This window comes from Photobacterium sp. GB-210, from assembly GCF_003026075.1.
Classification (GTDB): Bacteria; Pseudomonadota; Gammaproteobacteria; order Enterobacterales; family Vibrionaceae; genus Photobacterium.
Map to the genome: position 1 here is coordinate 17,906 of NZ_PYNU01000029.1, position 22,646 is coordinate 40,551.

Annotated in this window: 24 protein-coding genes and 1 pseudogene; 4 read left to right on the top strand and 21 right to left on the bottom strand. The window is 38.5% G+C overall.

All coding sequences use genetic code 11. The annotated features are described in order from the left end of the window. Nucleotides 1-11: 11 nt before the first annotated feature. The 11 genes from phnM to phnC all read right to left on the bottom strand — a co-directional run bounded on the left by phnM (nucleotide 12) and on the right by phnC (nucleotide 9,233). Nucleotides 12-1,148, bottom strand: coding sequence for an alpha-D-ribose 1-methylphosphonate 5-triphosphate diphosphatase (phnM, locus tag C9J38_RS19995; protein ID WP_107208619.1), 1,137 nt, complete (start codon nucleotides 1,146-1,148; stop codon nucleotides 12-14). Nucleotides 1,149-1,161: 13 nt separating this feature from the next. Further along, nucleotides 1,162-1,896: a phosphonate C-P lyase system protein PhnL gene (gene phnL / locus C9J38_RS20000; protein WP_107208620.1), complete on the bottom strand. Its 735-nt coding sequence runs from the start codon at nucleotides 1,894-1,896 to the stop codon at nucleotides 1,162-1,164. 5 nt (nucleotides 1,897-1,901) lie between these two features. Next, entirely contained in the window at nucleotides 1,902-2,726 is an 825-nt protein-coding gene (gene phnK / locus C9J38_RS20005) for a phosphonate C-P lyase system protein PhnK (RefSeq protein WP_107208621.1), read from the bottom strand. Beyond that, on the bottom strand, nucleotides 2,726-3,604 hold the full coding sequence (locus C9J38_RS20010; RefSeq protein ID WP_005363794.1) for an alpha-D-ribose 1-methylphosphonate 5-phosphate C-P-lyase PhnJ: 879 nt from the start codon (nucleotides 3,602-3,604) through the stop codon (nucleotides 2,726-2,728). Before C9J38_RS20010 ends, phnK begins: the two co-directional genes overlap by 1 nt. Beyond that, nucleotides 3,594-4,727 carry a carbon-phosphorus lyase complex subunit PhnI gene (locus C9J38_RS20015; protein WP_107208622.1) on the bottom strand — a complete coding sequence of 378 codons (1,134 nt, stop codon included), beginning with the start codon at nucleotides 4,725-4,727 and terminating at the stop codon, nucleotides 3,594-3,596. The genes C9J38_RS20010 and C9J38_RS20015 overlap by 11 nt, the downstream gene beginning before the upstream one ends. Continuing rightward, nucleotides 4,712-5,329 (bottom strand): phosphonate C-P lyase system protein PhnH, encoded by a 618-nt coding sequence (phnH, locus tag C9J38_RS20020; RefSeq protein ID WP_107208623.1) that lies wholly within the window; start codon nucleotides 5,327-5,329, stop codon nucleotides 4,712-4,714. Before phnH ends, C9J38_RS20015 begins: the two co-directional genes overlap by 16 nt. Further along, the gene (phnG, locus tag C9J38_RS20025; RefSeq protein WP_107208624.1) at nucleotides 5,326-5,778 is read right to left on the bottom strand and encodes a phosphonate C-P lyase system protein PhnG; all 453 of its coding nucleotides are present in this window, start codon (nucleotides 5,776-5,778) and stop codon (nucleotides 5,326-5,328) included. Before phnG ends, phnH begins: the two co-directional genes overlap by 4 nt. Beyond that, nucleotides 5,779-6,474, bottom strand: coding sequence for a phosphonate metabolism transcriptional regulator PhnF (phnF, locus tag C9J38_RS20030; protein ID WP_107208625.1), 696 nt, complete (start codon nucleotides 6,472-6,474; stop codon nucleotides 5,779-5,781). It lies immediately after the preceding gene. A gap of 52 nt (nucleotides 6,475-6,526) precedes the next feature. Beyond that, nucleotides 6,527-7,315 (bottom strand): phosphonate ABC transporter, permease protein PhnE, encoded by a 789-nt coding sequence (gene phnE, locus C9J38_RS20035; protein WP_199187051.1) that lies wholly within the window; start codon nucleotides 7,313-7,315, stop codon nucleotides 6,527-6,529. A 69-nt stretch (nucleotides 7,316-7,384) separates the two neighbouring features. Continuing rightward, on the bottom strand, nucleotides 7,385-8,380 hold the full coding sequence (gene phnD, locus C9J38_RS20040; protein WP_107208626.1) for a phosphonate ABC transporter substrate-binding protein: 996 nt from the start codon (nucleotides 8,378-8,380) through the stop codon (nucleotides 7,385-7,387). A 19-nt stretch (nucleotides 8,381-8,399) separates the two neighbouring features. After that, nucleotides 8,400-9,233 (bottom strand): phosphonate ABC transporter ATP-binding protein, encoded by an 834-nt coding sequence (phnC, locus tag C9J38_RS20045; protein WP_107208627.1) that lies wholly within the window; start codon nucleotides 9,231-9,233, stop codon nucleotides 8,400-8,402. A gap of 911 nt (nucleotides 9,234-10,144) precedes the next feature. Between phnC and C9J38_RS20050 the strand changes: the two genes are divergently transcribed. Beyond that, entirely contained in the window at nucleotides 10,145-10,459 is a 315-nt protein-coding gene (locus C9J38_RS20050; RefSeq protein WP_107208628.1) for a helix-turn-helix transcriptional regulator, read from the top strand. Nucleotides 10,460-10,578: 119 nt separating this feature from the next. Here C9J38_RS20050 and C9J38_RS20055 read toward each other — a convergent pair whose 3' ends face one another. After that, complete coding sequence (locus C9J38_RS20055; RefSeq protein WP_233217788.1) at nucleotides 10,579-10,752, bottom strand: hypothetical protein; 174 nt, start codon at nucleotides 10,750-10,752, stop codon at nucleotides 10,579-10,581. A 151-nt stretch (nucleotides 10,753-10,903) separates the two neighbouring features. Here C9J38_RS20055 and C9J38_RS20060 point away from each other — a divergent pair, with 151 nt between their 5' ends. After that, nucleotides 10,904-11,320, top strand: a complete 417-nt coding sequence (locus tag C9J38_RS20060) for a hypothetical protein (RefSeq protein WP_107208629.1) — start codon at nucleotides 10,904-10,906, stop codon at nucleotides 11,318-11,320. Nucleotides 11,321-11,470: 150 nt separating this feature from the next. Next, entirely contained in the window at nucleotides 11,471-11,884 is a 414-nt protein-coding gene (locus tag C9J38_RS20065) for a hypothetical protein (RefSeq protein ID WP_107208630.1), read from the top strand. A 217-nt stretch (nucleotides 11,885-12,101) separates the two neighbouring features. On the opposite strand, the gene C9J38_RS20070 is transcribed toward C9J38_RS20065, so the two are convergent. The 4 genes from C9J38_RS20070 to C9J38_RS20085 all read right to left on the bottom strand — a co-directional run bounded on the left by C9J38_RS20070 (nucleotide 12,102) and on the right by C9J38_RS20085 (nucleotide 15,235). Further along, nucleotides 12,102-13,295, bottom strand: coding sequence for a cell wall metabolism sensor histidine kinase WalK (locus C9J38_RS20070; protein ID WP_199190698.1), 1,194 nt, complete (start codon nucleotides 13,293-13,295; stop codon nucleotides 12,102-12,104). Next, entirely contained in the window at nucleotides 13,292-13,975 is a 684-nt protein-coding gene (locus tag C9J38_RS20075; RefSeq protein ID WP_107208631.1) for a response regulator transcription factor, read from the bottom strand. Before C9J38_RS20075 ends, C9J38_RS20070 begins: the two co-directional genes overlap by 4 nt. A 136-nt stretch (nucleotides 13,976-14,111) precedes the next feature. After that, the gene (locus tag C9J38_RS20080) at nucleotides 14,112-14,753 is read right to left on the bottom strand and encodes an AcfA family outer membrane beta-barrel protein (protein ID WP_107208632.1); all 642 of its coding nucleotides are present in this window, start codon (nucleotides 14,751-14,753) and stop codon (nucleotides 14,112-14,114) included. Nucleotides 14,754-14,827: 74 nt separating this feature from the next. Then, nucleotides 14,828-15,235, bottom strand: a complete 408-nt coding sequence (locus tag C9J38_RS20085) for a NirD/YgiW/YdeI family stress tolerance protein (RefSeq protein ID WP_146144072.1) — start codon at nucleotides 15,233-15,235, stop codon at nucleotides 14,828-14,830. A 531-nt stretch (nucleotides 15,236-15,766) separates the two neighbouring features. On the opposite strand from C9J38_RS20085, the gene C9J38_RS20090 reads away from it, so the two are divergent. Then, nucleotides 15,767-17,068 carry a GGDEF domain-containing protein gene (locus C9J38_RS20090; RefSeq protein WP_107208633.1) on the top strand — a complete coding sequence of 434 codons (1,302 nt, stop codon included), beginning with the start codon at nucleotides 15,767-15,769 and terminating at the stop codon, nucleotides 17,066-17,068. A 353-nt stretch (nucleotides 17,069-17,421) separates the two neighbouring features. Here C9J38_RS20090 and C9J38_RS20100 read toward each other — a convergent pair whose 3' ends face one another. From C9J38_RS20100 to C9J38_RS20115, 5 genes and pseudogenes are all read right to left on the bottom strand, one after another. Beyond that, on the bottom strand, nucleotides 17,422-18,588 hold the full coding sequence (locus tag C9J38_RS20100; RefSeq protein WP_107208634.1) for a hypothetical protein: 1,167 nt from the start codon (nucleotides 18,586-18,588) through the stop codon (nucleotides 17,422-17,424). Nucleotides 18,589-18,668: 80 nt separating this feature from the next. Then, nucleotides 18,669-18,821, bottom strand: coding sequence for a hypothetical protein (locus C9J38_RS21835; RefSeq protein ID WP_158259271.1), 153 nt, complete (start codon nucleotides 18,819-18,821; stop codon nucleotides 18,669-18,671). 336 nt (nucleotides 18,822-19,157) lie between these two features. Next, complete coding sequence (locus C9J38_RS20105; protein ID WP_107208635.1) at nucleotides 19,158-20,315, bottom strand: hypothetical protein; 1,158 nt, start codon at nucleotides 20,313-20,315, stop codon at nucleotides 19,158-19,160. A 316-nt stretch (nucleotides 20,316-20,631) separates the two neighbouring features. Next, nucleotides 20,632-21,195, bottom strand: a pseudogene (locus tag C9J38_RS22175) (choice-of-anchor A family protein). 664 nt (nucleotides 21,196-21,859) lie between these two features. Then, entirely contained in the window at nucleotides 21,860-22,459 is a 600-nt protein-coding gene (locus C9J38_RS20115; RefSeq protein WP_107208637.1) for a recombinase family protein, read from the bottom strand. Nucleotides 22,460-22,646: the final 187 nt, after the last annotated feature.

The window sequence follows — 22,646 nt, forward strand, 5'->3', positions numbered from 1 at the left end:
CTGTTTCTCCTCTAGAAAACCCGATTGCCTTGGCGCCATACTTGTTGAATCACGGCTTGATTAGCTTTACGACCAACAAGCATTAAGTCAGCTCTCAACCCTTCTTTTATAGTCCCTCTATCCGTCAAATTGAGTGCCGCCGCTGGATTAGCCGTTGCTAGGCGCGTCGCTGATGCTAAATCAAGCGCGTTACGTTCATCGCTTGCTAACTTAAAAACAGCATCAAGCAAACTGCTAGGAAAGTAATCAGACGACAGCGCATCCAATACACCCAGCGTTGCTAATTCATGTGCCGCAATATTTCCTGAGTGCGAGCCGCCACGTACAACGTTTGGTGCTCCCATCATCACTTTTAATCCAAGCTCATGAGAGCGTTGAGCGGCTTCAATCGTCGTCGGAAACTCAGCTAATACCATTCCTAGTGAATGTGATTCTTCGACATGTAACGACGTTGCATCATCATGACTTGCTAAAGGTATGCGTTTTTCACGACACAATTTGGCTATCGCTTTTCGATTAGTACCTGACCACTGTAGAGACTGAGCTCGCTGATATTGCTCAAACTCTGCCATTTGCTGATCACTTAGGTTGTATTTACCTTGGTAGTATTCATTGTATTTGTTGATATTGACAAACTGACGTTGGCCGGGAGAATGATCCATTAACGACACCATGTGGATCTGTTCTAAGTCGAGATATTTTTCTGCCAATTCCACTGTCGCTGAATGCGGTAACTCACATCGTATATGCACAAAATGCTCGGCCCTATTTAACCCCAACTTTCCACTTTCGATGATGGTATCAATCATTTTGTCGAGGTTTTCCTGTCGGTGTCCTCCATCACGCACATCACCAACCGCAATCGCATCTAAAACAGTCGTAATACCAGAGCCAATTAACTGAGCATCATGCGCTGCCATTGCTGACAATGCAGGCCAATTGACTTTCGGTCTTGGGGTAAAGTATTTTTCTAAATTATCGGTATGAAGCTCAATCAGGCCCGGCATTAAAAAACTTTGATTTGCATTAATTGCTTCTGGTCGCTGGCTGCTTGAATCTGACATTGCTCGAATCAAACCATCCTTGATCTCAATCGAACCATTAATAACTTCATTTTCCAATACCAGTTGTACATTGGTAATAATCATCATGACTTCCTTTTTAATGATCAATTTCACTCAATTGTGCCGTGGACATATCGTAAATCTTATCTGCTACGCGTTTACGAACTGACTCATCATGGAAAATACCAACAATCGCGGCACCACGATGCTTAGCCTCTGAAATTAACTCAACGACAACTTGGCAGTTTTTCTCGTCCAATGATGCGGTAGGTTCATCAAGTAAGAGAATAGGCGATTCAACAATAAACCCTCGTGCGATATTAACGCGTTGCTGCTCTCCGCCAGAAAACGTCGCTGGAGCAAGGTGCCAAAGTGCTTCCGGTACATTTAACCGACGAAGGAGGATTTGTGCTTTTTCACGCGCCTCATCTTTATCGACACCTAAATCAATCAAAGGCTGGCTGACCACATCTAATGCACTGATACGAGGAATAACCCGTAAAAATTGACTCACCCAACCTACGGTATGCTTTCTTACCTCAAGAATCGATTTAGGTGTCGTATTGGCGAGATCTACCCAGTCATTATTATTTCGATTTTTGCGAACAAGAATGTGCCCAGCATCGACTAAATAATTGGCGTAGAGCGCTTTAAGAAGTGTACTTTTACCCGAGCCTGAATGCCCAAGTAACACCACACATTCACCACTTTCTACCTGAAAACTGCTGTTATCAAGGACAGATATTCGCGCGCTACTTTGATTGTGCAATACGAACGTTTTGCTGATGTTTTCAACCCGAAGCATTACTTTGTTATTGTGAGTATTCATCATGCTTCTTATCCTTGTAATACCGATGAAACGAGTAATTGCGTGTAAGGATGCTGTGGATCATCTAATACTTGATCAGTTAACCCCGTTTCAACAATGCGGCTTTCTTTCATCACGATTAATCGATGAGCAAGCAAACGAGCAACGGCAAGATCATGCGTTACAATGACGACAGACAACCCTAAATCAACAACCAGATTTCTAATTAAATCAAGAAGTCGGGCTTGTACCGATACATCTAGTCCACCGGTTGGTTCATCCATAAATACCAACTTTGGATGCGTCACTAAATTTCGTGCTATTTGTAACCGTTGTTGCATACCGCCAGAGAACGTAATAGGCATATCATCAATTCGGTCTAAGGGGATTTCAACCTGCCCAAGCCAATCAATCGCTTGTGCTCTAATATCCCCATAATGTCTGTTACCAACAGCCATTAAACGCTCGCCAATATTGCCACCAGCAGACACTCTAGAACGAAGACCGTCCATTGGATGCTGATGTACCACGCCCCACTCTGTGCGCAACAAACGACGACGTTCACTTTCAGACAAACCAAACAGGCTAACACTATGATTAGTGTCAATTTGATACTGAACATCGCCACTATCAGGTACTTCACGGCCAGATAAAACGCGGAGTAAGGTACTTTTTCCCGAGCCTGATTCCCCAACAATCCCCAGTACTTCACCTGGCCAAAGTTCAAAATCGATCTCTTGGCAGCCTTTCTCAGCTTGATACAATTTCGTCAGCTGCGTCACTTTAAGCAGAGGTCGTAATTCATCACAGGTTTGATTCACAACCGTCTCAGTCTGACTCTTTTCAATATCCATTAAAGACACAATGTCGTCTCCTTACTCTTTTGCAGTGCTTGTTGTTCACGGCAATAATCCGTATCTGAACAGACAAACATTCTCCCTCCTTGATCGTCGGTTACGACTTCGTCTAAGAAGCTATCTGTCGAGCCACAAATACTGCAGGGTTCATCCCATTGCTGAATTTCAAAAGGGTAGTCATCAAAATCGAGACTTTTCACATCGGTATAAGGTGGAATGGCATAAATCCGTTTTTCTCTGCCAGCCCCAAACAGTTGTAGAGCAGGCATTTGATGCATTTTAGGATTATCGAACTTGGGGATCGGAGAAGGATCAGTAATATATCGACCATTCACTTCAACAGGGTAAGCGTAAGACGTTGAAATATGGCCATATCGTGCAATGTCTTCATACAGTTTTACATGCATCACACCATATTCTTCCAATTCATGCATTTTCCGTGTTTCTGTTTCACGTGGCTCGATAAAACGTAATGGCTCAGGAATAGGAACTTGATAAATCAATATCTGCCCTTCATTCAACGGTTTCTCAGGAATGCGATGACGTGTTTGAATCAAGCTCGCATCACTGGTTTTTTCGGTCGTTTTAACCGCTGCCACTTTTTTAAAAAACTGACGAATAGAAACGGCATTGGTCGTATCGTCAGCGCCCTGATCAATCACTTTAAGCACATCTTGCTGTCCGATTATCGCCGCTGTAATTTGAATACCTCCCGTACCCCATCCATAAGGCATCGGCATTTCTCGGCCACCAAACGGAACTTGATAACCCGGTATCGCAATCGCTTTTAGCAGTGCTCGACGTATCATCCTTTTCGTCTGCTCATCTAAGTAGCCATAGTTGTAGCCACCGGTTTGGTTTGAATCAAACATCATGAAGGCCCTCTTTGATGATTTCACTCTGTTGCTCGTCATACTCTTTTTGTAGTTTTCGAATCAATTCAAGCTCAGATTGAAAATCAACATAGTGAGGAAGTTTCAAATGGCTAACAAAACCGGAGGCTTCAACATTATCGCCATGTGACAGAACAAATTCTTCGTCTTGAGCAGGACCTTGTGGCTCTTCATCGTACTCTTTATGTTGTAGTGAACGATCTACCAGTGCCATCGACATCGCTTTGCGTTCTGAAAAGCCAAAGCTAATTCCATACCCTCGGGTAAATTTGGCTTTTTCAGTCTTACTCCCTGTAAATGCGTTTATCATTTGACACTCTGTCAATTCGATATCGCCAATTTCGACAGCAAAGCCTAATTCTTCAGGAATAATTTCTAATGTCACTTGGCCTGAACGGATCTCACCTGCGAAAGGATGATTACGTCCATAACCGCGTTGTGTCGAATACCCCAGCGCAAGTAAAAACCCTTCATCACATCGTGATAATTGTTGTAATCTTGCGCTTCGATTAGCAGGATAAGCAGGTGGGGTTACGGTTATATCTTCCGGTGATTCCCCGTTATCAGACTCTTGTACTGCCAGCTCTAGTTTCTCTAAAATCTGCAGGACTTGGGGGCTTAACGCTGGTATTTCAGTGTTATTCAGCGGCTGTTCTCTATCATCACTTTCGCTACAGATATGCGCCTGTTCACCACCTTCAGCCAGTAGCGTGAAATCAAGTAAACGGTGGGTATAATCGTAAGTTGGCCCCAGTATCTGCCCCCCAGGGAGATCTTTATAAGCCGCTGAAATTCGACGCTCAATACGCATACTTTCCGTTTGTAACGGCTCAGTAACAGCAAATCTTGGCAGTGTTGTGCGATAAGCTCGAAGTAAAAATATCGCCTCAATTAAATCGCCTCCGGCCTGTTTAATGGCAAGGGCTGCCAACTCCTTATCGTAAACACTGCCTTCTGTCATCACTCTGTCTGTTGCGCCAGCTAACTGTTCAGCTATCTGAGCGACCTCAAGAGGTTGTTGCGAGGTTGGACCGCGACGTTTTTTCTCTTGAAGCCGATGTGCGGCGGCAATGGCTTTTTCCCCACCTTTTACAGCAACGTACATAGCGTATCCTCTTTATTATTTAATCGAATTTGCGTTGTTCTAGGTAGCGCCATAACTTGGCGACCACTTGTTAAATAAAGATCCACGCCATGCGGAAATACCCCTCGCCCATTCAATACCGCTGCAAGTAATTCGTTTGATAATCCATTGATATAGGCCGTGTTTTTTCCTTGAATACCGGGGCCTGTCAGCGACAGCTCAATACCAGATTGTAACGAGTCCACTTCTATAATGAGGGAGGCACTTCTGTCTGGATAATTCTCTTCGCCTTTAGAAAAACCGTTTAACGTTGTTATTTCGTTACCTGCTAACAACCCGAAATCAGCGTGCTCTCTTATTTGTGTAAAAGAAGCGGCGCAATGAAAACGGACATTCTCAATGAAAGACGGATCATTTAAATAGTGCGAAGACATAAATACTTGCGTCGAGTTATCCACCAGAGTAAGCATTAACTGTGTTGCGGCTTTGCTAACACCACCAAAACGTACATCACTTGGTAATTCAACCACGAGACCAGGTTTAGCCATTGCGTCCATTAATAAACGAAAAGTCTGCTGAGCGTCATGAACTGGACAATCAAATCCTTTTACTAGCTGGCTCATTCATCTTCTCCTCTCACCATGGTGAAAAAGTCCACCTTGCTGGCGGAAACCTGTTGAGCCCGAGACTGTTCTTGCTTCGCAATGTCGGCATTTAACGGGTTAATGAGCCGATGATGGAGATCGCTTTGCATCGATGTTTGCATTAGGGCATCAATCACAGCCGCTATCTCAGAGTGAGATTTATCACGACCTGTGATGTAGCTATACCCTAGCTCTCCACTATCAAGTTGGATCACTGTTCGCGTCATCGTAACGTCACCGATATTAAACTGGCTCCCTGTTGAACCCATTCTTGCGCGAACTTGGGCTAGACCAATCTCAGGTTCTCGAACAAAGTGATAACTCGGATCTAAACCAAGTTGTTGCCAACCGTTAGCTAAGGCACGATGATCGCATCGAGCTAACACAGCCATCCACTTTTGTCGTTGCGTTCTTTGTTCCGTTTCCATTTAGTGCTCCAAAACAATTTCAACCAAATCCGATCGCGTATGTGAAGATGAAAATTCCACGATCCGATCAGTGCCCTTTAAGGCATTGGTGGTTTTAAATGCCATAACTGGCGTTTTGCTAGGAAGTTGTAGTAGACGACAATCCGTTTTGGTGGGCATAACGGCCCTCAACCGCGTCGAACGTCTCGTCAGTTGAACGTCTAGTTTGTCTCTCAAATAGTGATGAAGCGATCCCACTTCAAAATGTTTTACAGCAGGCCACCAGTTCACATCAGAGAGGTAATGGTCAATCACACTGGCTGGTACACCATCAATTTTTCTTAATGTGGTGAGTTTAATAATCGATGACTCAGGTAAGACACCAAAGAGAGCAGCCACCTTGTCATTGGCGCGAGTTAAACCTCGTTCGATCACTCGACTCGTCGGTAAACTGCCCTGCTCCAACAAATTATCAGTAAAATGCGCCCCAGCATGTAATGGGTACTCGAATGGTTGGCTAACCACCATATTGCCTCGTCCTTGTTGGCGTTCGATCATCCCATTAAACACCAGCTCATCTATCGCACGACGCACGGTATGACGATTTACATTAAACCGTTTAGCAAGTTCTGATTCTGATGGTAAATAGTCACCGGCTTGAAAGTAGCGGCGAACATCCTCTTCTAAGTGTTTCGCAATATTCAAATACACTCTCATCATCAATCTCTCAGCATCACGGGTGACTTATCTAGACAAGTTATGAAAAATATTAAATAAACATTTTTCGGATATGTTGTGAGGCAAAATCAATCAAACTCACAGTGACAATGACGATCAACATAATGCAAGCGGTCTGTTGGAACTGAAAACCTCTTATCGCTTCCCATAACAGAACCCCTATACCACCAGCACCCACCATGCCTACCACAGTGGCCGAACGAACGTTCGACTCAAGCCGATATAACGTAAAAGAAATCCAAAGCGGTAATACTTGAGGAAGAACGCCATATAAAATCTCTTCAATTTTATTGGCACCTGTCGCACGAACGCCTTCTACTGGGCCAATATCAATCGCTTCGACCGCTTCAGAAAACAGTTTTGCAAGTACCCCTGTGGTATGTACAAATAACGCAAGTACGCCGGCAAAAGGTCCTAACCCAACAGCAACAACAAATAGCATTGCAAATACCATTTCATTGATTGCTCGAGCAGAATCCATCAAGCGGCGCATTGGCTGATATATCCACCAAGGGGCTATATTTTCTGAGCACATCAATCCAAATGGGATGGAAATAACGACGGCTAATATCGTCCCCCACAATGCAATTTGTATCGTTATCAAGGTCTCTTCGAGGTAAAGTTTCCAGTAAGTAAAATCTGGCGGGAAAAAATCCGCCCCTAGCTCAATCATGTTTCCAGAATCTTTTATTAATTGAACTGGATTCATTTCTGCACCTTGCCAAGACCAAGCAAGAACAAACGCAACCAATAACATGATTGCAAAGCGCTTCCATTGAGAAGTGGGACCCATTGGGATATTTTGAGTTGAACGGCTCATTGCATCTATCCATTAAAAACTGTGTGGCAGCAAAGGGCTGGAAAACTCGCGCCTCCAGCCCATGCGACGCTATTCCATTGCTTCAAGAGCACTCATTTGGCGGTTTAGAACAGCAAGCTTACTCTTCGCTGATTCTAATTTTGACGCTTGCTCTTTGGTTAAACTTGTTTGTTTATTCAAGCTATTTAACTGTTTAAAGAGCGCTAGCTGGCGAATGGGTAGCAGCTGTAAGTCACTCGATGGTTTAAAAGGAGCCCAACCGAGTTCTTTTAGAACGGCTAGCTCTTTCTCATCACCAGAAGTACCGTAATCCATGAAAAAACTGTAAATTTCATTTTTTGCTGAATCAGGGAGATTTTTACGCCACACAATAGGATCGGATGGAATCAGTGGTGACTGCCAAATCACTTTGATATTGGCAAACTTTTCTGGATTGGTAAGCTCGAAACGGCGCATGCTTTCGGTATTATTCGTCGCTACATCCACTTGCTGATTTGCAACAGCAAAGAGATTCACTTCATGACTAGAATTCAACGTGCGCTTAAACTCTGACGGTTGAATGTTATTTTTTGCAAAGACATAGTATGACGGTACAAGAAAACCTGATGTTGAATTGGGATCGCCATTACCAAACGCGAGCTCCGCACGCTGAGAAATCATGTCTTCAACACTGTTAATTGGGCTGTCTTTATGGGTGATCAATAAACTCCAATAACCAGGATTACCTTCGGAGTCTACCGTTTGCGCGAAAACCTCGCCCCCAGCTCGGTCAACCGCTTCCATCGCTGATTTGTTACCAAACCAAGCGACATCAACTTTATCGAAACGCATACCTTGAATAATGCCTGCATAATCTGGCGCAAAATACGCTTTCACTTCCATGCCCAGCTTATCACTCATATCTTTTAGGAACGGGTCCCACACTGTTTTGAGATTTTGCTGTGATTCAGTCGAAATAATACCGAAATTAAGCGATTCCAATTGCTCTTCAGCAGAAACGGGGATCGCTGTTGCAGCTGTAAGTAGTCCAAGACTACAAACCATCGTCTTTAGTGCTCGTAACATCTTCAATATCCTTTGTGTGTTAACGTAGTAAAGGGGTGGAATGGGTTTCTATTGACGCGAGTGGTAGAGGTTCACTCTCATCAATATTGACTTTGGGTTGATAGCTATAGAGCTGTTCAAGCTCTTGTTGGCTGATACTTGCGCTTTCACCTTGATAAAAGACTTTGCCTTCTTTTAACGCGATGACATGTTTACAATATTTAAGGGCATGCTCGACTTGGTGCAAAGTAACAACCACAGGAATCCCTTCCCGCTGGTTAATGTCTGTCAGTAATTCCATCACAATACGAGAAGACTCTGGATCTAATGAAGCAATGGGTTCATCAGCGAAAATGATCTTCGCTTTTTGCATCAAGGCACGAGCGATGGCTACACGTTGTTGCTGCCCACCAGAAAGAGTCGAAACACGTTGATAGGCAAAATCACTCATCCCAACTCGCTCTAAAGCCGCCAACGCTTGCTGTTTTTGTTCTAAACTAAATCGCCCACTTAAAGTACGCCACAACGGTGTATGGCTCATGGCACCAATTAATACGTTAGTTAGGACAGTGAGGCGATTAAGAAGGTTGAATTGTTGAAAAATGTACCCCGCTTGGGCGCGTCTTTGTCGAATATCTACCGTTGCACGACCATGCGCTTGGACCACTTCACCTAAAACACGGATCTCACTATTTTTATCTTTATCGCCATAGACTAAGCCACTTAAATGGCGCATTAATGTTGATTTACCCGATCCCGAAGGGCCTAAGAGCGCCGTCATTTCTTTATGATGAATACTGAAATCGATCCCATCTAAAGCTTTTTTATTTCCAAACGTTTTTGTCAACGCTTTGACTTCAATAATATTATCCATGCTATTGAGTCCTAGTTAAATAATGCTCATAGCGTGGCAATTTTTTGTGTCGCTTTTATAAAAAAAACATGTCAGAAATGTGGCAAAAAATCGTATCTAAAAAAGGTATAGCAGGTAAGATTCAAGCAAAATAAAGGAGCAGAGAGATTACCTAGACGAGAGCACTAACTTGTCTAGATAACGCCTTAATGAAAAGTTAATAAATGAATCAATAGCGCGGCTATATATAATAGAAAATAAAATAGCCTTTAGATTTCATCGTATTTAACCCATAAACAAAATATACTTTTTAGGTATTATCTTGAATTTAAGTTCTATATAATCATAAGGTTGATCATATTTCTATTATAATAAGCAATATCTAAAGTAAGGCGTCTGAATTGAAAAAAGTAATAACGCTAACCACATTAATATTGGTGTTAATGGGTTGCAGTAGCCATAGTGAAAAAGACTCAGTAAGCGATAATGAGCATTGTGTTCTCGTGAGTAACCCTGCACTAATGAGCAATGATAATGGAAATTGTACTAAATTCGACTTTAGAGCATTTTTTGAAGAAAGAAATAAAGATAAAGGATAAAAGATAAAAGCGTTAAATTGCAGAAAATCAGAAACGTTAATCCAAAGTCACTGCGTTTTTCTTAAATCATTTTCCGAAAGCCTTGAGTAAGCAACAATCTACTCAAGGTATGAACAGGCTACTCTCTACCTCAAAAACGAGTCAAAATCAAATCGCGATAGATGATTACAAAGAAAAATCATAATTAGTCGATTAAACATGAAACTTTTACATTCTGATTAGTGCCCCCCCTTCCAAACTCACTTTGAATGACACAAAAATCACTTTCACCTATTTTTCAACTTATCGTTTATCTATACAATCTTGGCGTTTTAAATTTAGAAGAATAAAAGAATGAATGAGCTCCTAATCTTTCACCACCGGCTAAAACAAGCCCGTGAAGAGCATGGCATGACCCAAGTCGATGCTGCAAAACACCTTAAGATAGCAAGACAAACCTACTTAGACTTAGAGAATGGTCGAACACAACCACGCTTAGATACACTTTTAGAATTATCAAAGATGTTTAATAAAAGCATTATGTTCTTTGCTGGTGATCGTCCTTCTTTAGATGAATTTGACACCTTGGAGTTACTGGCGGAGCTGCAACAACGCTATGTGACGCTTTCCACTGACAGGACTGAAGAGGCGACGGCTCAACCGGAATAAAAAAGTCTGGAAGATAGCAACCTTTTGGGAGGGTATTGCTAATGACATCCATGCTTTAAAGATTTCTACGATTTCCTCGAAGCTCACTTTGTATGGGGTGGCCAAACAACACGCATCGTTTACGCCATGAACGCTAGCTTGTCTTCAGTTACACCCAAATCTGCTAGGCGTTGTTTCCTCCCTACCTTTTCAGATAGCACATCAATGACTTCAAGGGCTACATTCACTGCTTGCTCTTGTGTCATTGCTGCCGTGTCGATACCCATCGCTTTGGCTATATCAACAAAAAACATAGATTGGTTCAAAAACCTAATATTGGCTGTCTCACATTCGCAACAATGAGTCATTTTGATCGGTCACTTATTTACCGAACACATAGTATGTCTTTTGCGCATATATAGCGCGTGTCACTTATTCTAGAATTGATGTTAAGGATACTACGTGATGAAAAAACTCCTTTTAGCTATACTTCCTTTTTTACTATTTTCAGCTCCATCTTTCGCCTATACAAAATATACGGTTTTAAACAGTACTTCAGGTACTGTTGACTACCTTATCTTTAAACAAATGAGCGGACTTTTTTGTGGTGAGCACTATATTGATAATCTAACACCCTGGTCATTAACGCCTGATTCTGATGGCAGGGGAGCTTGCCTGCTTAAGAGTATCCAAGGAATACTTCACATTGATGGCGAAGATATACCATTGGAATATCATTCATCAGGTACGTCATATGGCCAATTCGTTATTGTATCGAAGCGTGTTGATAATAAGGTAACAGCAAAAATAGTATCCGCCGATATTTTGGGTAACTATAACAATAGTGATGATACCCCTCAATATGATGATAATCCTCAATAACTAAATAACGACAAATGGAAAATAAAAAGCCGCTCTTTGGCGGCTTTATATATGTACTTATAAGCGACCAGATCACTTGAGAGATATACTTTTTTACAAATACATAGCGCGTGTCACTTATTCTATAATCGATGTTAAGGATACTACGTGATGAAAAAACTTCTTTTAGCAATACTCCCTTTTTTACTATTTTCAGCTCCATCCTTCGCCTATCCAAAATATACGGTTTTAAACAGTACACTAGGCACTATTAATAAACTTACTTTTTATCAAATAATTTCAGAATGTAGTCCTAATTATATTTATAATATAGGTCCCCAATCGTTAAAGCAGGAACAGCCCCCTTATGACAGGAGTAATTGCCTACTAACGGACATCAAAGGAACACTTCATATAGACGGTATGGATATCCCTCTAGAGTACCATTCATTCGGTACCACATATGGTCAATTCGCTATTGTAGCAAAGCAGATTAATAATAAGTGGAACGCTAAAATAGTGTCTGCTGATATTAGGGGAGACTATCAAGAGCCTAACATACCTAAAGATGTAGAGCATCAATAACTGAATAATGGCAAATACAAATTTAATCAGGTTTAAAATTATTTATATGATACATAAAATACGGCTATTTATACTTAGTGATAAAATAATTAAAAAGAATGTGAAAAATTACATCTTTATTTCTGATTTTTAATCATCTTTATACCTAGCCTAAATGTTTGATACAAAAAAGACCGATATTTATCGGCCTTTTTGAATATCATACAGTGAATGGAAATTACTCTTCTTTAGGGTAATGAATATCAACACCGAGCCCAGGATGACAGTCATAAAGTTTTACGTCACCTTTATGTAATTCAGCTACCGCTTTAACTAAAGATAACCCTATGCCTAAACCACCATCATTTCGTGCTTTATTGATCCGGTATAATCGTTCAAACACTCGCTCTTTTTCGCATTCAGGAATACCAGGGCCATTATCTTTCATCGCGATCATCACGGATTCATTTTCTTGTCGGCAAATCAGAGAAAGCTCACTTCCTTTAGGGCAATAACGCAATGCGTTTTCCACCAAATTAGCCAGTTGCTGGATCAACAATTCACGATCACCCTGAATAACAAGCGGAGACTTTGGCGTATGAACGTTTAAGACCATCCCTGCATCATCTGCTACATCGACATAGATATCCGCAATAATATTGACTACATCAACAATATCTACAGTTTCAAATCGTTGACGACGTTGACCTGACTCAATCTGTGAAATCCGCAATAGCGCATCAAAAATATCAGCCAAACGAGTAGATTCTTTGACAGCTAATGCTAACTGCTCAGATAAATGATGGCTATCAACTGTATTTTGTTGAACCAGCATTTCATCGAGAGTCAGTAAATGATACTGCAAACGTGTGATAGGTGTTTTCAATTCATGAGCAATATTGGCAGAAATATCGCTCATTGCCGCCACAACACTTTGTAAGTGAGAGAGCATTTCATCCACCGAATAACTGATACGATCCAGATCATTATCTTGCCGAGAAACGGTGGTTCTTGCCGATAAATTGCCTTCTGATGCTATTTTTAACACATGTTCAATACGGTCAATTTTTTCTTGGTTACGTTTACTCATGTAAGTGACGATTACGCCACTCAGTAGCACAACGAGTATCCCAGATAAGGTAAAGCCTGTGACTAAAACATCGATAACATCATCTTCATCAATAGGTTCTTTGTCTATTTCAGTTGTCATTCCATACATAAAGGCTTCAATGTTTTGCTCAATCTCGTCATTTAATTCATCTAAATGATAATCAACATACGAAATCGTGATACTTGATATCAGTAGCAAGCTCACTATAGAGACGGTAACAAACATTACTCCTTGTTGAATCGCAGAATGACGTAACCAAGGATGCGAAGCGCAAAATGTCTTTATGCGTTCGACCATTAACGGCAGTATTGCGCTTCTCATTTTTTGCACTCTAATTTGTAACCCGCCCCACGTACGGTATGGATCAACTGATCGCCAAACGGTTTTTCTAATTTATTACGCAAGCGACTGATATGTGTTTCTACTACACTGGTCTGAGGCTCAAAATACAATCCCCATACATGCTCAAGTAACATAGTTCGTGTGATCACACGGCCTGGATGACGAAGAAAAAGCTCCAAAATACGAAACTCTTTCTGCTGTAACTGTAAGTTTTGCCCTTGGCGACATGCGGTATGATCAAATAAATTCAGTGAAACATCAGCATAGTGCAATTCGTTAGTGGCTTTTTCTAGCAACTGATGTGAACGACGAGATAACGCAGACAAGCGTGCCAATAACTCTGAAAAAGCAAATGGCTTAGTTAAATAATCATCGCCTCCTGCCTCTAATCCATCAACGCGATCATCTATCCCCCCCAGCGAGGTTAAAAATAATACGGGCATGGTTATTTTTGATGCTCGTAATGCCTTAACAAGCGCGAGTCCATCTAAGCCTGGCAACATTCGATCTACAATCGCGATATCAAATTGTTCCGTGAGACATATCGATAATGCATGTCTCCCATCATCAACACATAAAATATTATGTCCGGCTTCTTGGAGGCCTTTCTCAACATAACGGCTTAAACTGATATCGTCTTCAACAAGCAAGATACGCATAATAATCGCTCGGTAATATAATCAGACTCACTAAACGTGCTGTCCAATAAAAATAAATGAACTAGATCAATACAGAAAAGCAGTGAGCGCTTTAACAACATCGCTCACTGCAATTATTTTAGAGGTAGGCTTATACTCAGAAAAAGTACGACGTATTTACCGTAATATTGCCACCATTCGCGATGCTATCTACATAGTATTCCATTGCCGCACCAATGTGAATATTTCGGTAAAGGTTATAATCAACGCCAACACTTGCAACAATACCTAACGCACTGTCTTTTTTATTATCACCACCAGAGCGAGGTAGATTTATCTCAATGTCATCATTTAATACGTGCTCATATTCATCATGAGATGATGAGGTGTATTTATAATGGCTATACGTTAAACCAAGACCGCCTTTAAGCTGTATGTTTTCAGATAATGAGTAAAACATCACAGGCTTTAGGCTAATTTGTTTAACCGATAAATCCGACTCCCACTCGCGCTCTAAAATAAATCCAGGTTTATCAGACAGAAGTAACTGACTGCTATCCCCGTCTAAATCAAACTGTTTATAGCTAAGTTCAAGACCATAATTGTTTTCTGTTTTATAGCCAATAAAACCACCGAACACAGAGCTAGAATCACTAGCTACAACCGTTTTATTATCAGCGAGAAAGTGTGTTTGGTAATCGTGTTTTACTGATGCTGCACCATATTCCAAACCCATATAAGGCGAAGCCACTGCACTACCACTTAGGAGGGCTAACGAAAGCAATACTGACTTTTTCATTTTATCTATCTGTAACTAATGAGGAGATTATACCATTTCAACAATTGTGAAATTATCGTGATATCTAGAGCGTATTAACTCGCAATTCGAATATAATCTACATCAATAGCAGTATGATTAAATTCTTTATCAATTTCGCCAGAGATCGTTATTTTCGTTTCCGGTGTAACTTGGATGCCGAACCACTTGTCATGATCAATCTCAATCGTGACAGAGCCAGTACCATCAGTAAATGTGTAATGCTCACCACCTAAAGAGCGGGTAATATTTCCTGTCAGTGCCACCGGTGTATCATCACTGAACATGCCAGCATCAAGCACAGCCTTCACTGTGTTTAAGCCGTAACTTGGTCCAGTAAATCCTTGTTGTTGAGTTTGTACTGCCATTGACGGTATAAAACCTTGAGTTGGCATTTCAGCTAAAACTGATGTTGATAACAATGCTGCTGGTAAAAGGAATAAAGAAATACGTTTAATAGACATGTTGAAAACCTTATGTTTGTTTTGATGCTGAAAGAATACATAAGGTTCTATACACCAACCTGTCATGAACTTTACATTTTTGTAAGGTTCGCAATAGCACCGTACACAAGGTAAAGAATGTTTTGAGTCACCAGAGGTTGTTGCAAATAATCTTAATAGGTAAATGATCGGACTCTATCCTATTGTTGAGATACTTCACTAGTCGCTGTTGCTGTTGCTGTTACTGCTTATTCAGGAATAAAGTGTTTCTATTTGAATTTAAAATAGGCCATTGAATAGCTTAATTAAATATAGAAAACTATAATTCTAATTTCATATTGATTTTTTTCACCAAGTCCTTTTATATTTATCCTCTTTCAGACAACAAACATTAATCTCATTTAATTACTCTTGTTAATATTTACCAACAACGACGAAAAATTAATTTGTCATTCTCATGAAATATATTCATTAAAGATATGAGAAATAAAATTTACTTTATATATTTAGAATGTGAAAATATAACCCTTACATACTCGTGTTCACATTGCAATGATCGATAAAATAACACATAAAAACAAAACGTTAATTACTTTTATTAAGCCATTCGTGCTATTTTTTACGATAATATCATGTGGATATTTTGCTTATAATGCCTATCATTTAGAGAAATTTTATAAGCAATACTTCAAGACAATAAATTCAGTATATTCTGTAAGCCGTCGTTTTAGTTCATTTTACAACAATACAGATACTAGACTTATCCCAAAAGGCCAACAGTATTTCAATGGTGTTTCCGTGGTTATAAACCATACATCTGAAGTGAAAAACTTATCTAAAGGGATAAACCTTCTTCGTGATCAACTGGATCAACTAACAGATAACAATATTTGGACAATCGCTGTTTTTGATAATCCAGCAACTCATGCGCATTTTGATCCCGCACGTAGACAATATTTAGAATCTTATAAAAACTATGAGAAAAATTCTGTCATCAAAAGGATTATAGATAAAGAAGGCCTAGGTGAAACCTATAGTTATTTTTATGGCTGTAATATAAAAATGACAGAGAAATATATAGAAGATGGATCAAACCAAGCAATCAGAACATTATACTATCCAATTTATAACAACCGTAAATTAGATGCATTACTAGCTATTGATATTAAAAACAATATACTCAATGATGCACTTAAGATTTATAATAATAAGTATAAAACTGTACTTTATTCGAATCCATCAAAGTATGACTTTTCCATTAAAAAACTCTTACCTTGCTCAAGCCAAGACCCTTTTTATGTCGGAGTTAACTTATTTAATATTTTAAAGTACTCACTAATACCTGCATTATCATTAACTTTTTTTATTTACTGGTTAACCGCAAAAATAAAAATGAGAAAGTTCTCATTACAACGAGATCTCATGACCCACTTCTATCGACGTGATTACTATGAGAAAAAACTACATGCTCAAAAAGGTTTCTGCTTACTGATTATTGATATTGATCACTTTAAGTCAATTAATGATACCTATGGTCATGAAGTAGGCGATGAAGTGATACGTAAGTTAGCAGAAAGGTTGGGGCGATGCATACGTCAAAGTGATATTGCTATCCGTTGGGGTGGAGAAGAATTTATCCTAAGCTTTACGTCAATGACGAAAGAACAATTGAAGTTAAAAGCTGAAAAAATTCGACATGTTGTGCAGGTATCCCCTATCCATAACATTGCTGTCACTATTTCAATTGGTGGTACTGTGTCAGACACATTATCATTTAGTGAAGCATATAAAGTTAGTGATAATGCGTTATATCAATCAAAACATAATGGTCGTAATCAATCGACGATTGTTTAATTCGCTAATACTTAGTTTTAATAAAGTTTAAATCAGCGACTATTATATGCCATCCTTGATAGCTTATTCAGTGTTCGAGGATGGCAATATGATTACAGGTTATTGCCCTTCTATCACCGTGGCGAACTAACACTCGAAAACGGCCTAACCGATATACAAAGTGGGCGTAGGTGCCCCAAGCCTGATTTATGCCGAAGTAAAACAGTTAGATCTAGAGAGCTCCTACATCCACATTAAAGACATTGTGGTAGTGAAATATGTTTAGTAATTTTTACTCACACTTAAAAAGAGTAAGAAAAGCAACTAAAGTTAATAATAATATGTAAACTTGCCAGCGAGTTTTAACTTTCTCATCATTCACCAATAATATTGGATAATTCAGTTAGAAAAACTTCATTCTGAAAATATAAATACGTATCTTCACCATTGTTTCCATATATAGCAGTTGAATAATTAGGATCATTTATCTTATCGAAAGTTACAACTTGAATAGGACCTTCACGCCCACTTTCAAATTTAGGCTTAAAAAACAAAAAATATGTGGACTCATTTTCAAGACTTCCGAGTAATTTCACTGCAGACCAGCTAGTTACCCATTGAATAAAGGGCTTTGGCTGATAGAATTTTTTTTCAATATGTTTACCAGAATAACGCATAACCACTATAGCCTCTCTATATGAGATCCCTCTCACCTCTGAGATAAATTTGGCAAGTTTTTCCGGTTCTAAAACATTAATAGATTCAAACTTATTTAAAAAAACACACATTGCTAGTTCAACATTACTTTTATAAGTAATATTGCAATCATCTTTCCTCGATATAATTTTTTTGCTATAAGTTTTATCAAAGTTAAGATAAAAAGACATGGGATAGGTTTTGTTAACACCACCTAAATCTTTTGGATGATTTACAGTCACTTTAGTAAAGTCAATTAAGTCGCTTTGGCTCACTCTCCTATATATTTTCCCTTCCAGCATCTTGTATGTAAATAAATTGAGTTCTAACAACTCGTCAATTTCATTTTTTTCCAAAAAACGTGTAAAGACAATTTTACATTCAGAAGTACAATTAACTTTCTCTTTCAAAGAAAATTTCTGTCCAGTATCACTTATAAAAGTGACCCATAAATAAACAAATGAACTCCAGCGCTGAATATGATTAATTTTTACTTCTGAAAGGTTTTTGAATCCTTCTAATTTCAACTTTTTTGATTTTATAGCTTTAATAAATTCTTCCTGACTACCATCATCAATATAATACAAAGAAGAAGCTTTATCAGTATTCCCATTTTTAAGTAACCAATAATATTTAGCTAATAATTGCTCTGCTGTTCTAGGTGATTTTATATCTGATAGATTTAGCAATCTACCATCAATCGTATCCTCAGCAAACTCAGAAAGTATAAAGCTACTATTATGGGAGTCATAAGTAATTGGTAGCAATTCCAATTTAGCAGCAAAAACTTTGCAACTGTAAATAGCAATAATCACTAATATAAAAAATTTTATTTTTATTTTCATCCAGCACAACTCCCTTTATAACCTTCACTAAGAACGACAGGTTTAGGTTTATATGTAGCGGAATACTTCAATAACCATACCTATAAAGATACATAAGCCTCTGCTTTTGTAGTAACCTCTACCGCTTCTAGTTCACACTTACTTTCACCACACGTATCTGTTTTTGCAGATAGTTTGATGTCTATTTGAACATTTTCTTCGGCATTACCATCTATCCCTATACCTCTAACCACAACAGTCGTATTGTTCCAATTTACTCTTCGCTACTCCAAAGTTTCCACAACCAGTTTCTAAACTTTCAGTCCATTCTTGATATCTACCTGCAACCTTCCCAGTTATTGCAATTTTACCTCTGCCTCGACATCAGCACCTAAAGCATTACAGGATAATAGCGACAGTGCTAACCAATGAGATGAAGGTTTAAAGCTACAAAAAAGTGGCCATTATTTTGGTCACCGAGCATTTTCGGCTCCATCTATTCAGTGAAATAGCGTTGGTTGTTTTCTGGTGTTTCCCTATCCATGATCTCAATTGTTGGCTTTTTTTCCGTCCACAAACTCAGTGGCTATTCAAATTCCCTCAATTAAACTAGCCAGTTTTTTGTGAAAAATTGAGGATTGTATAATAGTATGAAGCTCATCATTTTCAGGCGTCTGCTTAAGCTTATAATCTGCGTTGTTAATAGAAAAAACCAAAAGTTCTACATTATTTTTATTTATGCTATTACCAATTATATAAGTTTCGTTTTCTGCATACAGGTACCCTAATACATAGTATGAGTCCATATTAGTTAGTTTTTGAATATAAGCAGATGGAATATAATAGCTTTTTTCTAATTGTTGACTTTCAATATTTTTATTAAATATTGTGAACATTTTGCTAGGATTAAAATCTATCCAATTTTCATTTATTGCTTTTGCTTGCTCTGTTTTTTGAGCCTCAGGAGAATCAATACCCAAGTTTAACTTCCAGAGAGTTAATAAAAAACTAGAAACTCTGGATAACTTTTTCTCTTTTTTGTTTTTTTCTTTTACTTCCTTTAAAGAAATCTCATAAGGTTCTCTCAACCAATCAATATTAAAAGACAAATTAAGAGGGCTTTTAGTCACGATTTGATTTTCATCAGGAAGTATATTTATACTATAGGATAATTTAATTGCTGTTGATAATGGGCGTTGGTAGATAAGGTTAATAGCTTCGGCATAAATACTACTTCGTTCACTTCCATTAATCATCAGATTACTAATAAAACATTTACTTCGTTCGGTACAATAAATAGCATCATACCAACTCATCACTTTTTTTTCCTTATTAGTAAACCAATCAACGACATAAATTTCATATCCCCCCCAATAAAGATGCTTTGTTGCTTCAACTTTATACAGCTTTTTAAATCCAGAAAATTTATCAGGAACCGCTTTTAACTCATTATCCATCCAAGTTAAAGAACCGTCCTGAGAATAAGACAGTTGCTTTATTTTATCTGTATTATTTTTCTTTCCTAATGTGTAGTAATATTCAAGGGTATTAAAGCTATTGTCATTATTGGCTGTAGCTTTTAGCTCAGTTTCTGAAAAATCATTATTTGTATAAATATTACCAATAAATGTATTTTCTCCAGAAGCACTACTTGCCACAACAAAGTACTCTTTCTGCCCTTTTGCTGAGACCAAAGAAGAACTTAATAGACATACCAGAAACAAATAATCTAATTTAACTTTAATCACAAGTACCTCCACTTCCAGATCTGCCAAATGTTACAGAGACATCGTTTTTGATATTGGTACTTATATATCCCCGAAACTTCTACTTTATATTGTACTTCACTCTTAAATTCAGCTTTACCTTATTAATAACTATAATAATCAGTTTTTGTACACACCTGACCACCAAAATTTTTATTTACAATATTAGCAGTAAATTAAAACCACTCTTAGCTTCAGCTTCTCCTACTACTACGTCATCATAATCTTCTTCATCAATAAAACTGCATTTTTAAAAGTAACATTTTCACCACTAATATTAAAAATAACCGTTGCATTTTCAGCTAAACCAGCAACAGAGAATATGTGCTTGTCCTAATATATTTCCGTCAATATTAAAAATTTGTATAGGTGACTTTTTATACCCCATAAAATATAACCCGCCCCACTTAGATTCTGTGGTACCACGAGTATTAAATTCAGTTAAGTAATCAGAAATCATTTGATAATTAGGCTGAGTAGCAATAATAGAAAAAGGTAGCTCGCCTTGTTCTAATGAACTAATTTCTGGTAAGCCATCAATAACTGACTGACTCAGGTAGTCATCACCTTGGATTCTTATATTTCCTCGATAAATTTGTCCTGTAGTAAACTTTGCATTACCTTCAACGAGTAAAGAGTAGTCTGAAATCTTGATATTCGGATTAGTAGCAACACTATAACCTCCAAGTTAAAGATCCCCTCCTGCAGCTATCGCACCATCGGAATTACCACTACCTGATATAAAGTCTCCGAAAACATAAGCTCCAAAGTTACTTGCTTTTCCTAAAGGAAGTTCATTTGATAACACATGGCTGCTACAAAACAACATGAAGCTTATTATAATAAAATTCAAAATATACATTTAAATAAAATTCAGTGATTAAGTTAATCACATAAAAATATACACATTTATCAAACAGATAAATGTGTGTGTTTTTTTTATGGAGTTATATCAAAAAAAATTTAAGTCTTTACTTACATTACAATAAATTTATAAAACTTTAATTTTATATTATTAATTCTTAGCATATATACCCACTCTTATATTATAAAAAGTTAGAAATTCGAGAGTGTTTAGTTAGAATATCTAAAAAATAGATCTCACTTATAGGTTTTAAATCTAAGTTTCATCAATATAGTGGCAATTAATAATAGCCTAACCACTTTATAGTGAACGTTAACAATATAAAACTAAGAGGTATAAAAATAAAATTATTCGGGTTTATTGATGTTTATCTTTCCCTGTCTTGCTACTTCGCCAGGTGGTTACTCTTACAGTTTTTATCCAAGCACTTACACACAAAAATTAATTGGGTACTAATATGAACTTAATCGTTAGATTATTGAAATCCTAACTCTTTATCAATCAACAGCTCATACTTCTTTTATATAAAATAGAACGTTAAGCCCTGTTTTTGCATCATTTCAGCATCACTTGTGGCTAAAATGGGCATTGAATCTTGGTTAAGGACGCAACCAATCAAAGCAAAAAATTTCATCCCCAATATTACTACCAACAACCAAAACTAACTCTCTTTCACCACCCTCGCTATAGTCGCTCTACTACACCCTAACTTCTGCTGTATTTCTGAATAACTCCGCCCAAGTTTTAACTGATCTCGTATATCTTGATGCAGTGACTCATTCACACGGCGCCCACGGTACTTACCTTCCGCTTTTGCTTTCGCAATGCCTTGCGCTTGGCGTTTATGGCGAGTTTCGTAATCATCACGGGCCATCGCTGCACCCAAGTCCAACATAAATTCGGTTAAGGCTAAGGTAATGCTGTTTTGCTCTCCTGCGCTGAACACCGCATGCGTCATAGGCTGATCTACCACCACTATCACCAACCCTTTTTCCATGATACGTACTTTTAAAGTTTTCCATTCAAGCCAAGGTAAACGAGTAAGGCGATCCATCTTTTCAATCAGCAACACATCACCGGCTTCGCTGTCATCTATCAGCTTGTTGAGTTCTGGCCGTTCTAACTTGGTGCCAGATTGGTTTTCGATGTAGTAGCCAGCAATACGACTTCCAAATTTGGCGCCAAAGGCTTTGAGTTCTTCTTTTGCCCGTTGGGCATCTTGCTCGGTAGTAGAGGCACGAAGGTAAGCACGGATCAGCATGGTTTCCCCTAAACTGGTTTAATTTAAGTTGGTTTCTAAAAACAGTTTAGTATAGGTGGTTTCACAAATGAAGTGGGAAGGATTGAGAGGCTGTGGGAGGTGGTTTCGTTAGGGTATACCCATAAAGCTTGTTTTTTATAATTGTTTCAAGTTGTAAGCAGAGACATAAATCAAGTTGCCAACTTGA

Excerpts from the sequence above, each read along its gene's own strand:
- phnM (WP_107208619.1), bottom strand. The coding sequence starts at position 1,148 with ATGATTATTACCAATGTACAACTGGTATTGGAAAATGAAGTTATTAAT.
- phnL (WP_107208620.1), bottom strand. The coding sequence starts at position 1,896 with ATGATGAATACTCACAATAACAAAGTAATGCTTCGGGTTGAAAACATC.
- phnK (WP_107208621.1), bottom strand. The coding sequence starts at position 2,726 with ATGGATATTGAAAAGAGTCAGACTGAGACGGTTGTGAATCAAACCTGT.
- C9J38_RS20010 (WP_005363794.1), bottom strand. The coding sequence starts at position 3,604 with ATGATGTTTGATTCAAACCAAACCGGTGGCTACAACTATGGCTACTTA.
- C9J38_RS20015 (WP_107208622.1), bottom strand. The coding sequence starts at position 4,727 with ATGTACGTTGCTGTAAAAGGTGGGGAAAAAGCCATTGCCGCCGCACAT.
- phnH (WP_107208623.1), bottom strand. The coding sequence starts at position 5,329 with ATGAGCCAGCTAGTAAAAGGATTTGATTGTCCAGTTCATGACGCTCAG.
- phnG (WP_107208624.1), bottom strand. The coding sequence starts at position 5,778 with ATGGAAACGGAACAAAGAACGCAACGACAAAAGTGGATGGCTGTGTTA.
- phnF (WP_107208625.1), bottom strand. The coding sequence starts at position 6,474 with ATGAGAGTGTATTTGAATATTGCGAAACACTTAGAAGAGGATGTTCGC.
- phnE (WP_199187051.1), bottom strand. The coding sequence starts at position 7,315 with ATGAGCCGTTCAACTCAAAATATCCCAATGGGTCCCACTTCTCAATGG.
- phnD (WP_107208626.1), bottom strand. The coding sequence starts at position 8,380 with ATGTTACGAGCACTAAAGACGATGGTTTGTAGTCTTGGACTACTTACA.
- phnC (WP_107208627.1), bottom strand. The coding sequence starts at position 9,233 with ATGGATAATATTATTGAAGTCAAAGCGTTGACAAAAACGTTTGGAAAT.
- C9J38_RS20050 (WP_107208628.1), top strand. The coding sequence starts at position 10,145 with ATGAATGAGCTCCTAATCTTTCACCACCGGCTAAAACAAGCCCGTGAA.
- C9J38_RS20055 (WP_233217788.1), bottom strand. The coding sequence starts at position 10,752 with ATGTTTTTTGTTGATATAGCCAAAGCGATGGGTATCGACACGGCAGCA.
- C9J38_RS20060 (WP_107208629.1), top strand. The coding sequence starts at position 10,904 with ATGAAAAAACTCCTTTTAGCTATACTTCCTTTTTTACTATTTTCAGCT.
- C9J38_RS20065 (WP_107208630.1), top strand. The coding sequence starts at position 11,471 with ATGAAAAAACTTCTTTTAGCAATACTCCCTTTTTTACTATTTTCAGCT.
- C9J38_RS20070 (WP_199190698.1), bottom strand. The coding sequence starts at position 13,295 with ATGAGAAGCGCAATACTGCCGTTAATGGTCGAACGCATAAAGACATTT.
- C9J38_RS20075 (WP_107208631.1), bottom strand. The coding sequence starts at position 13,975 with ATGCGTATCTTGCTTGTTGAAGACGATATCAGTTTAAGCCGTTATGTT.
- C9J38_RS20080 (WP_107208632.1), bottom strand. The coding sequence starts at position 14,753 with ATGAAAAAGTCAGTATTGCTTTCGTTAGCCCTCCTAAGTGGTAGTGCA.
- C9J38_RS20085 (WP_146144072.1), bottom strand. The coding sequence starts at position 15,235 with ATGTCTATTAAACGTATTTCTTTATTCCTTTTACCAGCAGCATTGTTA.
- C9J38_RS20090 (WP_107208633.1), top strand. The coding sequence starts at position 15,767 with ATGATCGATAAAATAACACATAAAAACAAAACGTTAATTACTTTTATT.
- C9J38_RS20100 (WP_107208634.1), bottom strand. The coding sequence starts at position 18,588 with ATGAAAATAAAAATAAAATTTTTTATATTAGTGATTATTGCTATTTAC.
- C9J38_RS20115 (WP_107208637.1), bottom strand. The coding sequence starts at position 22,459 with ATGCTGATCCGTGCTTACCTTCGTGCCTCTACTACCGAGCAAGATGCC.